This window comes from Microbispora sp. CL1-1, assembly GCF_012034195.1.
Classification (GTDB): domain Bacteria; phylum Actinomycetota; class Actinomycetes; order Streptosporangiales; family Streptosporangiaceae; genus Microbispora.
Genome location: NZ_JAATEK010000048.1, coordinates 15,287 through 28,366 on the forward strand (window position 1 = coordinate 15,287; position 13,080 = coordinate 28,366).

General features: G+C 70.5%; 13 protein-coding genes and 1 tRNA gene. 8 read left to right on the forward strand and 6 right to left on the reverse strand.

Going from position 1 to position 13,080, the window contains the following annotated elements; all coding sequences use genetic code 11:
- Window positions 1-89: 89 nt before the first annotated feature.
- Window positions 90-163, reverse strand: a tRNA-Pro gene (locus HCK04_RS34885).
- Window positions 164-255: 92 nt separating this feature from the next.
- On the opposite strand from HCK04_RS34885, the gene HCK04_RS34890 reads away from it, so the two are divergent.
- Window positions 256-690, forward strand: a complete 435-nt coding sequence (locus HCK04_RS34890; protein WP_142651619.1) for a hypothetical protein — start codon at window positions 256-258, stop codon at window positions 688-690.
- Between the two features lie 10 nt (window positions 691-700).
- Here HCK04_RS34890 and HCK04_RS34895 read toward each other — a convergent pair whose 3' ends face one another.
- Entirely contained in the window at window positions 701-1,036 is a 336-nt protein-coding gene (locus HCK04_RS34895; protein ID WP_142651620.1) for a DUF6458 family protein, read from the reverse strand.
- Between the two features lie 119 nt (window positions 1,037-1,155).
- On the opposite strand from HCK04_RS34895, the gene HCK04_RS34900 reads away from it, so the two are divergent.
- From HCK04_RS34900 to HCK04_RS34920, 5 genes are all read left to right on the forward strand, one after another.
- Entirely contained in the window at window positions 1,156-1,797 is a 642-nt protein-coding gene (locus tag HCK04_RS34900) for a hypothetical protein (protein WP_240972105.1), read from the forward strand.
- Window positions 1,794-2,699, forward strand: coding sequence for a hypothetical protein (locus HCK04_RS34905; protein ID WP_142651621.1), 906 nt, complete (start codon window positions 1,794-1,796; stop codon window positions 2,697-2,699). Before HCK04_RS34900 ends, HCK04_RS34905 begins: the two co-directional genes overlap by 4 nt.
- Before the next feature lie 7 nt (window positions 2,700-2,706).
- On the forward strand, window positions 2,707-2,901 hold the full coding sequence (locus HCK04_RS34910; RefSeq protein ID WP_142651622.1) for a hypothetical protein: 195 nt from the start codon (window positions 2,707-2,709) through the stop codon (window positions 2,899-2,901).
- A 382-nt stretch (window positions 2,902-3,283) separates the two neighbouring features.
- The gene (locus HCK04_RS34915; protein WP_142651623.1) at window positions 3,284-5,017 is read left to right on the forward strand and encodes an ABC transporter ATP-binding protein; all 1,734 of its coding nucleotides are present in this window, start codon (window positions 3,284-3,286) and stop codon (window positions 5,015-5,017) included.
- Window positions 5,014-6,999: an ABC transporter ATP-binding protein gene (locus HCK04_RS34920; RefSeq protein WP_142651624.1), complete on the forward strand. Its 1,986-nt coding sequence runs from the start codon at window positions 5,014-5,016 to the stop codon at window positions 6,997-6,999. The genes HCK04_RS34915 and HCK04_RS34920 overlap by 4 nt, the downstream gene beginning before the upstream one ends.
- A 193-nt stretch (window positions 7,000-7,192) precedes the next feature.
- Here the strand turns inward: HCK04_RS34920 and HCK04_RS34925 are convergent, their stop codons facing one another.
- The 3 genes from HCK04_RS34925 to HCK04_RS34935 all read right to left on the reverse strand — a co-directional run bounded on the left by HCK04_RS34925 (window position 7,193) and on the right by HCK04_RS34935 (window position 9,862).
- Entirely contained in the window at window positions 7,193-8,491 is a 1,299-nt protein-coding gene (locus HCK04_RS34925; protein WP_142651625.1) for an NAD(P)/FAD-dependent oxidoreductase, read from the reverse strand.
- Window positions 8,492-8,506: 15 nt separating this feature from the next.
- The gene (locus HCK04_RS34930) at window positions 8,507-8,923 is read right to left on the reverse strand and encodes an ATP-binding protein (protein WP_168066521.1); all 417 of its coding nucleotides are present in this window, start codon (window positions 8,921-8,923) and stop codon (window positions 8,507-8,509) included.
- A 159-nt stretch (window positions 8,924-9,082) separates the two neighbouring features.
- Window positions 9,083-9,862, reverse strand: a complete 780-nt coding sequence (locus tag HCK04_RS34935) for a SigB/SigF/SigG family RNA polymerase sigma factor (protein ID WP_142651627.1) — start codon at window positions 9,860-9,862, stop codon at window positions 9,083-9,085.
- 184 nt (window positions 9,863-10,046) lie between these two features.
- Between HCK04_RS34935 and HCK04_RS34940 the strand changes: the two genes are divergently transcribed.
- Window positions 10,047-10,403 carry an STAS domain-containing protein gene (locus HCK04_RS34940; RefSeq protein WP_260617518.1) on the forward strand — a complete coding sequence of 119 codons (357 nt, stop codon included), beginning with the start codon at window positions 10,047-10,049 and terminating at the stop codon, window positions 10,401-10,403.
- A gap of 46 nt (window positions 10,404-10,449) precedes the next feature.
- Here the strand turns inward: HCK04_RS34940 and HCK04_RS34945 are convergent, their stop codons facing one another.
- Window positions 10,450-11,160, reverse strand: coding sequence for a GAF and ANTAR domain-containing protein (locus HCK04_RS34945; RefSeq protein WP_142651629.1), 711 nt, complete (start codon window positions 11,158-11,160; stop codon window positions 10,450-10,452).
- 97 nt (window positions 11,161-11,257) lie between these two features.
- Between HCK04_RS34945 and HCK04_RS34950 the strand changes: the two genes are divergently transcribed.
- The gene (locus tag HCK04_RS34950) at window positions 11,258-13,063 is read left to right on the forward strand and encodes a SpoIIE family protein phosphatase (protein WP_240972106.1); all 1,806 of its coding nucleotides are present in this window, start codon (window positions 11,258-11,260) and stop codon (window positions 13,061-13,063) included.
- The last annotated feature ends 17 nt before the right edge of the window (window positions 13,064-13,080 follow it).

The window sequence follows — 13,080 nt, forward strand, 5'->3', positions numbered from 1 at the left end:
GGGCGACTCTTGATGACACCTGGGTGACACAACAGAAAAGCCACAATCCCCGATCTTGGGAACTGTGGCTCTGACCTGCTAGAACAGTGTCGGGACGGCGGGATTTGAACCCACGACCCCTTGACCCCCAGTCAAGTGCGCTGCCAAACTGCGCTACGTCCCGTTGCCCTGGTCTCCCTGGGCACACCCAAACCTTAGCGCAGATTCCGCCCTCGTGCGTACACGAACCGCGCCGGTGGGCCTAGGCTGGCGATCATGGGGCGGAAGGCGCGCATCGACCAGGAAGAACTCGTCCGGCTGGCGGCCGAAGGGTGGACCAACGCCCGTCTGGCCGAGCACTTCGGTGTCACGGAGTCGGGCGTCCTCCAGGCGAAGCGGGCCGCCGGCCTGTCCAAGCCGATGACGGACCACAGCCGTGCCCTGCCGTGGAAGCTCCGGCGCGAGCACAGCCAGAGCGGCCCCGCCACCAATCTGCGGAACCTCTCCGCCGCGGCCCAGGGGCGCCGAGTCCCGAAGGAAAGGCTCAACACCGCCTTGCGGTGGGCGAACCGGCTGGTCGACAACAGGCTCGACATCGCCTATGACCCGGAGATGGGCTTCCACGAGGTGCCCGCCGGGGACGACTCGCACATCGCCCGGGTCCTCGCCGAGGCCCGCGAAGCCACGGACGCGGCGGGCACCACGTCCTGACCCGTACGGCTCACGCGCCGTCGCGGGGCAGGTGCGTGGTTTCCTCGCGTACGTGCACATGGCGCTCGCCCGGGTGGACGGCGGTGTGCGGCTGGGTCTCCTGGACGTGGACGTGCGGCTCGGCCGCCGGGTCCACGGTGTACATCGTGTCCGGCTCGATGGTCTCCACCGTCTCCTCCGTCCGCGGACGGCGGGTGTAACGGCCGGTCAGCACCATGCCGACGACCCCCACGGTCATGAGAATCCAGCCGATCATTTGCAGGTCGATTCCAGGAACGTCCCATTTGACGGCGAACGCGAGAACCGCGCCGACCGCGATGAAGGCGAGACTGGCCCCGAAGCCCATGGCTACCTCCTCTGCTGGTAGAACGCCCCTTTACCCCCAGAATTCGCGATTACGCGAGGCGTGAAGGCCGCATTCCAGGGCAGTGCGGGTGAACAACGCAATCACCCCTGGAGGCAGAAATGACCGCCGTAGCATGGGTGGCCGTCGTGATCGTCGCCGTGCTGGTGATCCTTGCAGTCGGTTACTTGGTGTCGGCCCGCAACCGCCGGCGCCACCTGCAGGACCGTTTCGGGCCCGAGTACGAACGGGCGGTGCGGGAGAGCGACAGCCGTAAAGAGGCCGAGCAGGAACTGCTCGCCCGCGAGGAGCGCCACGCCACGCTGGACATCCGCCCGCTCGACCCGCAGACCCGGGAACAGTACGCGAGGAAGTGGGCCGAGGTGCAGGAGCGGTTCGTGGACGCTCCCGGCTTCGCCGTGACCGAGGCGGACGCGCTGGTCACCGCGGTGATGGCCGAGCGCGGCTATCCCACGGACGAGTTCGAGCAGCGTCTGAGCGACCTGTCGGTGGCCCACGCCACCACGCTCGACCACTACCGCAAGGCCCACGACGTCAGCAGCCGCGCCGCCCGGCAGGAGGCCACCACCGAGGAGCTCCGCCAGGCGATGGTCCACTATCGCGCGCTGTTCCAGGAGCTTCTCGGCGACGGCGCCGACGCTCCCCGGCACGACCACACCGACGACGCCACGTACGCCACCGACGGCTACGACGGCACTTCGACGAACGGCCACCACGCGGACGTACGGAAGGCGCAGCGATGACCATGCGGACGAACAGGCACGACGAGCGCGACGACATCACCGAGCGACCGACTCCCGAGACGCCCGAACCCCTTGAGGAGGAGGCGCGCAGGGAGCAGGCCGTCGCGGACGCCGGACGCGACGAGCACGAGGGCCCCGGCCCGGTCTACTCCCCCGGCGCCGCGTACGCCCCCGACCACACGGACGGCACAGCGCAGACGAAGGGCACGGCGGACACGGACGGCACTGCGGAGACGGACGGCACAGCGCACTCGAACGGCACCGTGCACACGGACGGCGCGGCGGACACGGACGGCGCCGCGTACGCGGATGGCACTGCGCACGCGGACGGCACGGTTCCCGACGCCGGCGACCGCGCGTACTCCGATGCCCCGGAGACCCGCGATGACGCGGACGACGAGCCGTACGGCCAGGCGGGCGACGACGTCCTCACGTCGCCCAAGACCGGCGGCGGGCACACGGCGGAGGACGACCCCCTCGTCGCGGGCGACCACGCCGGATCCCTCGCCGAGGCATCCGGCGACGTCGCGACCGGCGCGTACGGCACCCACGACGCCGCCACGGACCTCGACCCCGGCACGGACGGCAACGCCATCACCGGCACGACCACCGGCGCCATGGTGGACGGTCCGGTGGCCTACCCCACCACCACCGCCGCCGCCCCCGGAGACGACGAGGCGTTCGACAGCCGGTGGCGGGAGATCAAGACGGGCTTCGTCGACGATCCCCGTCACTCGGTCGAGCAGGCGGACGCGCTGGTGGAGGAGGCCCTGTCGGCCCTCACCAGCCGCCGTCAGGAGCTGCTCGACCAGTGGAAGGACGACGAGCGGGGCGACACCGAGGCGCTGCGCCTGGCCCTGCACGAGTACCACACGTTACTTGCCCATCTGAACCGGAAGTGAGGTAACAATGCTCGCCATCGCCGCGGCGGTCGTCTTCGGGATCGCCTTTCTCCTCGATCTACTCAACGCGAGCATCGGCATCGGCCTGACCGCGCTGCTCGCCCTCGGCCTGTGCCTGCTGGCCCTGCACCAGGCCGGCGTCGGCACCGCCGGGGTGAACTCCTGGCGTGGCGGCTGGCGCGGTGGACGCGTCCGCCGCTGACCCCGCGACGTCTCCCCGCACCACGCCGAAAGCACCACGCCGACAGCACAACGCCGACAGCACAACGCCGACAGCACAACGCCGAAAACGCGCTGAGGGTCTCGCGGGTGCCCACCCGCGAGACCTCATCGCTGTGTGTCACGAGAAACCCGCGAGAAGTACGCCCCATTGACCCCTGAGCCCGGCACGTGGGAAAAGGCCGACCCGCACGATCGGCCGCGTGCCCGACGCCCCCTGACGCCCCCTGGACGTCCTCGATTCCGTCCACGACCAGCGAACGCCGTTCGCTCGTGCCGAAAACCACGAGTGAGTGAGTTAGCTGCTCATATAGCGTGTTCGGCATGATTTTCCCCTCCCCGCGACGCTTCCCTGGACCACCGCCGTGCTGAGCCGTCTGCTCCGCACGTTCCTGCGGCCCTACTCCCCCGCGCTCGCGGCGGTGGTGCTGTTCCAGCTCGTCGGCACCATCGCCTCCCTCTACCTGCCGAGCCTGAACGCCGACATCATCGACCAGGGGGTGGCCACGGGCGACACCGGCTACATCCTGGCCACCGGCGGCTGGATGCTGACCGTGTCCCTCGTGCAGATCGCCTGCTCGATCGCGGCGGTCTACTACGGCGCCCGGGTCGCGGCGGGGTTCGGCCGGGATGTCCGGTCGGCGGTCTTCCACCGCGTGAGCGGCTTCTCCCAGCGGGAGGTCGCCCAGTTCGGGGCTCCCTCGTTGATCACCCGCAACACCAACGACGTGCAGCAGATCCAGATGCTCGTGGTGATGACCTGCACGATGCTGGTCGCCGCGCCCATCATGGGGGTCGGCGGCATCATCATGGCCCTGCGTCAGGACGTCGGGCTGTCGTGGCTCATGCTGGTCTGCGTCCCGGTGCTGCTGGTCTCGATCGGGCTGATCGTCTTCCGCATGGTCCCGCAGTTCCGCGCCATGCAGACCCGCATCGACGTGGTGAACCAGGTGCTGCGCGAGCAGCTTTCCGGCATCCGGGTGGTGCGGGCGTTCGTGCGGGAGCGTGAGGAGACCCGCCGGTTCGCCACGGCCAACGACGAGCTGACCGGCACGGCGCTGCGCGTCGGGCGGCTGACCGCGCTCATCTTCCCCACCGTGATGCTGATCCTGAACGCCTCCAGCGTCGCCGTGCTGTGGTTCGGCGCCGCCCGGGTGGACAGCGGCGAGATGCAGGTGGGCGCCCTCACCGCGTTCCTCATGTATCTGATGCAGATCCTTATGTCGATGATGATGGCCACCTTCATCTCGATCATGATCCCGCGCGCCGCGGTCTGCGCGGAGCGCATCACGGAGGTGCTGGACACCGAGTCGTCCGTGCGCCCGTCCGATAACCCCGTACGCCACGTGGACCGCCGGGGCGAGCTGGAGCTGCGCGACGTCGAGTTCCGCTACCCGGGTGCGGAGGCGCCGGTGTTGTCCGGCATTTCCTTCCGCGTGACCGCGGGACAGACCACGGCCATCATCGGCAGCACCGGTTCGGGGAAGACGACGCTGGTCTCGCTGGTGCCCCGGCTGTTCGACGCGACGTCCGGCGCCGTGCTGATCGACGGCGTCGACGTACGCGACCTCGATCCCCAGATGCTCTGGACGCGCATCGGCCTGGTGCCGCAGAAGCCGTACCTGTTCTCCGGAACCATCGCGAGCAACCTGCGGTACGGCAACCCGGACGCGACCGACGAGGAGCTGTGGGAGGCGCTGGAGGTGGCCCAGGCCCGCGACTTCGTCGAGGCGATGCCCGAGGGCCTGCAGGCCCCGATCTCCCAGGGCGGCACGAACGTGTCGGGGGGGCAGCGCCAGCGCCTGTCCATCGCCCGCGCGCTGGTCGCCAAGCCGGAGATCTACCTGTTCGACGACTCGTTCTCGGCGCTCGACCTGGCCACCGACGCCCGGCTGCGCGCCGCGCTGCGCCCCCACACGGCCGGCGCCGCCGTGGTGATCGTCGCCCAGCGGGTCTCCACCATCGCCGACGCCGACCAGATCGTCGTGCTGGACGACGGTGTCGTCGCCGGCATCGGCACCCATGACGAACTGCTCGGCACCTGCCCGACGTACGTCGAGATCGTCGAGTCCCAACTGACCGCGGGGAGTGCGGTATGAGCAACCGGCCCACGGCACCCGTACGACCCCGGCCCGGGGGTGGCGGCTTCGGGCCCTTCGGCGGCGGGCAGATGCCGGCGGAGAAGTCGATGAACTTCGGCCCCTCCGTGCGGCGGCTGCTGCGCCGGTTGAGCCCCGAACGGCCGAGGCTCGTGGCCGTGATCGCCCTCGCCGTGATCAGCGTGGTGTTCTCCGTCATCGGGCCGAAGCTGCTCGGCCGCGCGACCGACGTGATCTTCAGCGGTGTGATCGGCGGACGGCTGCCCGCCGGGACGACCAAGGAGCAGGCCGTGGAGGGCCTGCGCGCCTCGGGTCACGGCGACTTCGCCGACATGCTGGCGGGGATGGACGTCGTTCCCGGTCAGGGCATCGACTTCGGCGCGCTGGGCACGGTCCTGGCGTGGGTGCTGGTGCTGTACGTCGCGGCGTCGCTGTTCATGTGGCTGCAGGGCCGGCTGCTCAACGACGTGACGCAGCGCACGGTGTTCCGCCTCAGGGCCGACGTCGAGGACAAACTGCACCGGCTGCCGCTGAAGTTCTTCGACGGCCAGCCGCGCGGCGAGCTGCTCAGCCGGGTCACCAACGACATCGACAACGTGTCGCAGACCCTGCAGCAGACGCTGAGCCAGCTGCTGAGCTCGCTGCTCACCGTGATCGGCGTGGTGGTCATGATGTTCGTGATCTCGCCGCTGCTCGCGGTGATCGCGCTGGTGACGATCCCGGTCACGATGATCGTCACGGGGCGGATCGCCAAGCGGTCGCAGAAGCAGTTCGTCGCCCAGTGGGCCCACACGGGCACGCTGAACGCCCACATCGAGGAGGCGTTCACCGGTCACGAGCTGGTGAAGGTCTTCGGGCGGGGCCCGGAGGTGGAGCAGGTGTTCCGGGAGCGCAACGAGGCCCTCTACAAGGCGAGCTTCGGCGCCCAGTTCATCTCCGGGATCATCATGCCGGCGATGATGTTCATCGGGAACCTCAACTACGTCGCCATCGCGGTCGTCGGCGCCGTACGGGTGGCGAACGGCTCGATGAGCCTGGGCGACGTGCAGGCGTTCATCCAGTACTCCCGGCAGTTCACCCAGCCGCTGACCCAGGTCGCCTCGATGGCCAACCTGCTGCAGTCGGGGGTGGCCTCCGCCGAGCGGGTCTTCGAGCTGCTGGACGCCGAGGAGCAGGAGCCCGACCCGGCCGAGCCGGCGCTGCCCGCGACCCGGCGGGGGCGCGTGGAGTTCGAGCACGTGTCCTTCAGGTACGACCCCGAGCAGCCCCTCATCGAGGACCTGTCGCTGGTTGCCGAGCCCGGGCACACGATCGCGATCGTCGGCCCGACCGGCGCGGGGAAGACCACGCTGGTCAACCTGATCATGCGCTTCTACGAGCTGGACGCGGGCCGCATCACCCTCGACGGCGTCGACATCACGGCGATGCGCCGCGAGGACCTGCGCTCCCAGATCGGCATGGTGCTGCAGGACACCTGGCTGTTCGGCGGGACGATCCGCGACAACATCGCCTACGGCAACCCGCGGGCGACCGACGAGGAGATCCAGGCGGCGGCACGCGCGACGTACGTCGACCGGTTCGTCCGCACCCTCCCCGACGGGTACGACACCGTGATCGACGAGGAGGGCGGCAACATCAGCGCCGGCGAGAAGCAGCTGCTGACCATCGCCCGCGCGTTCCTCGCCGACCCGTCGCTGCTGATCCTGGACGAGGCGACCAGCTCGGTCGACACCCGCACCGAGGTCCTGGTGCAGCACGCGATGGCCGCGCTGCGCAGCGACAGGACCAGCTTCGTCATCGCCCACCGGCTGTCCACCATCCGCGACGCCGACCTCATCCTGGTGATGGAGTCCGGAAGCATCGTCGAGCACGGCACCCACGACGAGCTGCTCGCCGCGCGGGGCGCCTATCACCGGCTCTATTCGGCGCAGTTCGCCGGGGCCCTGACCGATGAGGACGCCCCCGCCGCCGAAGTGGGGTGATCAGCGCGTTTCCCGCCGGGCCGCCGGTTCCCCCGGCCCGGCGGGGGTGCCCGGGCTCGGAGCCGCCCGGCGCAGCCGCCTCCGAGCCGCCTGCAGCCGCCTCCGAGCCCCCCGAGCCACGTAGCGTGACGCTCGTCGCAGGCACGACTCGGCGCCGGTGTGACGCCCCGGAAAGGCGGCCGCCGGAGTGCGCTCACGAGCGGGCGGACAGCGTGAACTCCTTGCGCGGCTCCTCGATGGCCCCCAGCGAGATGATCTCGCGAGGGAAGAACAGCCCGAGCGTCCAGTCCATGAGGATCCGGGTCTTCTTGTTGAACGTCGGCATCCGCGTCAGGTGATAGGTGCGGTGCATCAGCCAGGCGGGGAAGCCGCGAAGCTCCCGGCCGTAGATCTGCGCGACCCCCTTGTAGAGCCCCAGGCTCGCCACCGACCCGGCGTACTTGTGCCGGTAGGGCCGCTGGACCTCCCCCCGCAGCGCCGCGAGGAGGTTGCCGGCCAGCGTCCTGGCCTGCCGTACGGCGTGCTGGGCGTTGGGCGGGCAGAACTCGCCCGGCCGGGTCAGGTCGGGGACGGCGGCGGAGTCGCCCGCGGCGAAGGCGAAGTCGGTGCCGTGCACGCGCAGGCAGGCGTCGACCTTGATCCTGCCCCTCTTGTCCAGGGGCAGGTCGCCCGCGGCGACCAGCGGGTTGGGCTTGACGCCGGCCGTCCAGACCAGGGTGTCGGCGTCGAACTCCTCGCCGTCGCTCAGCACGATGTGGCCGCCCTCCGCGGACTTCAGCAGCGTGTTCATGCGGATCTCGATGCCCCGCTCGCGCAGCTGGAGGGCAGTCCACTTGCCCATGTCGGGGCCGACCTCGGGCAGGATGCGGTCGGTGGCCTCCACCAGCACCCAGCGCATGTCCTCGCGGCGCAGCCCGGTGAAGTATTCGAGCGCGTCCGACGCCATGTCCTCCAGCTCGGCCAGCGCCTCCACGCCGGCGTAGCCGCCGCCGACGAAGACGAAGGTGAGGGCCCTGCGGCGGACCTCCGGGTCCGGCGTGGACGCGGCGATGTCGAGGCGGCCGAGCACGTGGTTGCGCAGGGCGATGGCCTCTTCGATGGTCTTGAAGCCGATGCCGTGCTCGGCGAGGCCGGGCACCGGCAGCAGCCGGGAGATCGAGCCCGGCGCGATGACGAGATAGTCGTAGTCGATGGTGAGGTCGGGCCCCTCGTGCGGGGTGAACTCCGCCTTGCGGTCGCCCAGCCGCACCTGGGTGATCCGGCCGCTGAGGATCTGGCACCGGTTCAGCACCCGCCTGAGCGGGACGACGACGTGCCGCGCCTCGATGTTCCCCGCGGCCGCCTCCGGCAGGAAGGGCTGGTAGGTCATGTAGGAGTCGAGGTCCGCGACGGTCACGAGCGCCTCGCCGCGGCGGAGCCTGCGCTGCAGGCGCAGTGCCGTGTACATGCCGACGTATCCGCCGCCGACGATCAGAATCCGTGGGACAGCCATGGCTGTCCCCTACCCCTACGCGAGGAGGAAACGCATCGTCACCGTGGTTCCCCTGGGACCGGTGGTGACCTGGAGCTCGTTGCTCAGCATGCGCGCGACCCACAGCCCCATGCCGCTGGTCGCGTTCTCCGGAGGCGGGTCGTGGCCGGGCTCGCCCTCTGGACGCCAGGCCCGGCCGTCGTCGTGCACGGCGACCACCAGGGCGGTCCCGTCGCTCCGGATGCCCAGCCGCGCCTTCGTCGACCCGTGGGTGACCGCGTTGGTGGCGACCTCGTTGAGCGCGACCAGGAAGTCGCCGATCGCGTCCTCCGGCATGCCGCGACGCAGCGCCTCGGCGGCGGCGAACTCCCGCAGGTCGGGCAGATCGGCTAAGGAGAAGGCACGCTCCTTGGCCGCTCCGGTGACGTGCGCGGGAACGCCGTCATCTTTCACCCGGTACACGCCTCCCGCCGGAAATCTGGCCGTCTCAGGGTCTTTGGGCTATGGGCAGGACGAAGATACCCCGGGACACCGCCGTGGCACAGCCGCCGTGGCACAGCCGCCGTGGCACGACGGTGTCCCGGGCATCGTCCCGGCCATCGCCGCATCCTCTCATCCCGCGACGAGCTCCGCCCGGAGCTGGTCGAGGGTCTTGCGGAGGATCCGTGAGACGTGCATCTGCGATATGCCGAACTCAGCCGCGATCTCGGCCTGCGTCATGTTGCCGTAGAAGCGCAGCAGGAGGATGTTCTTCTCCCGCTCGGGGAGAAGGTCGATGAGCGGCTTCAGCGCCTCGCTGTCCACGAGGGTGTCGAGCGCGTCGTCCTCTTCGGGGATCACGTCGCCGAGCGCGGCGGCGTCGTCGTCCGCGCCGATCGGCGCGTCGAGGGAGAGCGTGCTGTACGCCGCGGAGGCGTCCATGGTGAGGAGCATGTCCTCCTCGGACAGCCCCATCTTCTTGGCGAGCTCGGCGACGGTGGGGAACCGGCCCAGCTCCTGGGTCATGTCGGCGACGTGCCGGTTGAGCTCGGCCCGGCGCTCCTGGTAGAGGCGGGGCACCCGGACGGCCCAGGTGCGGTCGCGGAAGTGCCGCTTGACCTCGCCCGTCATGGTGACCATGGCGTACCCGCGGAAGCTGTGGCCGAGGGTGGGGTCGAAGCCGTTGATGGCCTTCATGAGGCCGACGTACGCGGCCTGGAGGAGGTCCTCCATGGGCTCGCCGCGGTTGAGGTACCGCCGGGCGATGTCCCTCGCCATCGGACGGTGCATTTCGACGATCTTCTCGCGGAGGCGTTCCCGCCGCTCCTCGGACAGACCGTCCATGACCAGTTCGGCCAGGAGCTCTTCGGCGGTCGGATTGCTGGCGGTCTCTGCACGGACCTCGGCAGCCATCTGCGCAGTCCCCTCGTATTTCTCGCGAGGGCGCCTACGCCTGGGTTGACCACGCAGAAGGCACGCCTCGCTACAGTATCGAGACGAGGCCCTCTGCTGGACCTCTGCATCAGTATATTGCCGGAAAATCGGGAGTATCACCACCCCCTCGGCACCAGTAATGTTGCCGCAGAGGAGGCGCGAGGTGTCTGACAACGGGCTGCTGTCCCTGACGTCCAGCATGGCGGGGGACATCGTGGTGATCCATGTGAACGGCGTCCTCGACGCCACGACTCGTGAGCAGTTCTCGGACTACCTGGACGCCGCGGCCGACGACCACGGCCCCGGCATGGTGCTCGACCTGGGCGGCGTGACGTTCATGGACTCGCGCGCGCTGGGCCTGATCGTGCACCACTGGCAGCGCTCGACCACGGCCGGCGGCAACTTCGCGCTGATCTCCGTGCAATACCCGAACTCCAAGGTGATGTGGGTGACCGGCCTGTCGGAGCGGCTTCCCCTGTTCGACACCCTCGACGAGGCCCTCGCCGCGTTCGCCGCCTGAGCCCGCCCGCCGGCCGCCACGTGCCCGCCGGCGCGTACGGCTCCGCTCAGTCCGGGGCGGCTCCCCCGTGCTTCTGCTGGTGCTCGGTCACCAGGAGCCTGGCCAGGTCGGCCACCTTGACCTGGTGGTGCTGCGACACCCGTCTGAGCTCGTCGAACGCCTCCTCGGCCGAGCAGCCGCTCTTCGACATGATGATGCCCTTGGCCTGGTCGATCACCGACCGGCCGGCCAGCGCCTCCTGCATCTGCGCCGCGCCGGTCAGGACGTCGTCGAACTCCCAGATGTTGGCCAGCGCCACGGTGACCTGCTCGCGCAGCAGGGCCATGAGCGGGCCGCCGGAGCTGAACACGCCGGGGCGCACGCCGTACAGGCCGATGATCACGACGGCGCCTTCCACGGCGATCGGCACGACGAGCACCGAGCGCACCCCGTGCCGTACGGCGGTGGCGGCGTAGCGGGACCATCGGGTCTCGCGCATGACGTCGGGGATCGTCATCGGCCGCCCGGTGGACAGCGCCTCCCGCGACGGGCCCTCGCGCAGGTCGCGTTCGCGGTCGATGAGCAGGGTGAGCTCGCTGTGGGAGGCGGCCAGCAGCACCCGCCCCTCCATCCACAGCTCGGCGGTGCCGCCCGCGCAGCCGGGGACGCCCCGGGCGACCGCCTCGGTGATGCCACGCAGAACGCTCTCGGCCGACGTGCCCTCTGTCACGCGGCCCAAAGCCGCGAGGTCACGCGCGAGAATGGATGTCGTCTCCATGGTAGAAAGACCATTCCCATAGTTTTCGGGTTAATCCAGGCTGGATCGATTAGACCTGGGGTTTGGCGTAGCGTCTACGTCGAGAGAGGGGGGCAGCTTGCCCGACACCGCCGAGCTCGAGCGCGCGTTGAGCGGGCTCGCCGACCGCATCGCCACCCTACGGGAAGATCCTGACCCGGGCGCGATGCTACGAGAGCTGGACGCCGCCGAGGAACTGGTCCGCAAGGCCCTGAGCGAGCTGGCGCGCAGCCGCAGGCGCAGGGACGGCGGCGGTCAGCGCGAGCAGAAGCTGCTGCGCCAGGTGTTCCGGGCGCTGCCGATCCCCGTGGTCATCATGGACACGGGCGGCACGGTGCGCCGCATCAACAACGAGACCACGCGCCTGCTCGGCAGCCCCGCCGGCTATCTGATCGGCCGCGCGTTCCCCCTGCTCGTCGACGTGACCGCCCGCGCGGCGTTCCGGCAGCGTTTCGCCGCCGTCCTCCACGGCGACGACAGCGCCTCGTTCCTGACCCGGCTGGCCCACCAGGGCCGCGCCCACACCGTACGGCTGGTGCTGAGCCGCCTGCACATGCCGGGCGAGCCGCAGGAGATGATCGCCGGGGTCGTGCTGCCCACCGAGGTCCAGCTGCCCGAGCCCGCCGTACAGGGAGGCGTGCCCGACGACGCGGCCGTGCTGGCGGCGGCCAGGCGGCACGAGCTGCTGTCGCGGCTGACCACGCTGCTGCTCGACGAGGAGAGCCTGCGCGAGCCCGTCGCCCTGCTGCGGGCGGCCCGCCTGCTCGCGGCGGAGACGGCCGACTGGGTGATCGCGGACGTCGCCAGGGACGGCGGCCTGGTGCGCACGGTCGTCATCGGGCCGAGCGACCAGCCGGTCGGGCGGCTGCAGCGGGCCGTCGAGGAGGCTCCGCCCGCGCTCGCGCCGGTCGTGGAGCAGGTGATGACCACGCAGAGCGGCGTCGTCCACGAGATGCTGACCGACGACTCCCTGCTCGGCGGCGACGTGCTCCAGGCGATGCGCGCGGGCTCGCTGCTCAGCGTGCCGATCCGCGCCGACGGCGAGGCACGCGGCGTGCTCACGCTGGTGCGGCTGCGCGACCGCCCGCCGTTCGGCCTCGCCGACCTGGGTCTGCTGGAGGAGATCGGGCTGCATCTCGGCCTCGCGATGCGGGCCCAGCAGGGGTTCCAGCGCCGGGCCCACGCCGCCGACACCCTGCAGACCGGCGTGCTCCCCCGGACGCTCCCCGAGATCCCCGGCTTCGAGATCGCCGCCGCCTATCATCCCGGCTCCGGCATGCGCGCCATCGGCGGCGAGTTCTACGACGTGTTCACCGTCAAGAACGGGTGGGGCTTCGTGATCGGCAGCGCGGCAGGGCGCGGCGAGGAGGCGGCCGCCGTGACCGCCATGGTCCGCAACGGCCTGCGCGTGCTGAGCGTGTGGGAGGACGACCCGGGGCAGGCCCTGCGCAAGGTCAGCGATGCCCTCGTCGTGCAGAAGACGGGCATGTTCGTGATGGCCGCCGCGGGCTTCGTACGGGGCCGAAAGGTGCGGCTCGCCTCCGCGGGGCATCATCCCGCGGCGCTGATCCAGCCGGGCGGCGGCGTCCGGTTCTCCGAGGGCGGCGGTGTCCCGCTGGGCTTCGAGGAGGGCTCCGTGCCCGCGACGGAGGAGATCACGCTCTCGGCCGGGGAGACGCTCGTCCTCTACAGCGACGGCCTGGTGGGCTCGCAGAGCCCGGCCGGGGACAACTACGGCGAGCAGCGGCTCACCGAGGCGCTCGCCCGCTGCTCCGGGCAGCCCCCTGGCGCGGTCGTCAAGGCCATCGAGGAGGACCACCGGGCCTTCTGCGGCACCCACGCGGTCGACGAGATCACCGTCCTCACGCTGCGCCGGGCCCGCTGACGGGATCCTCCCCCGCC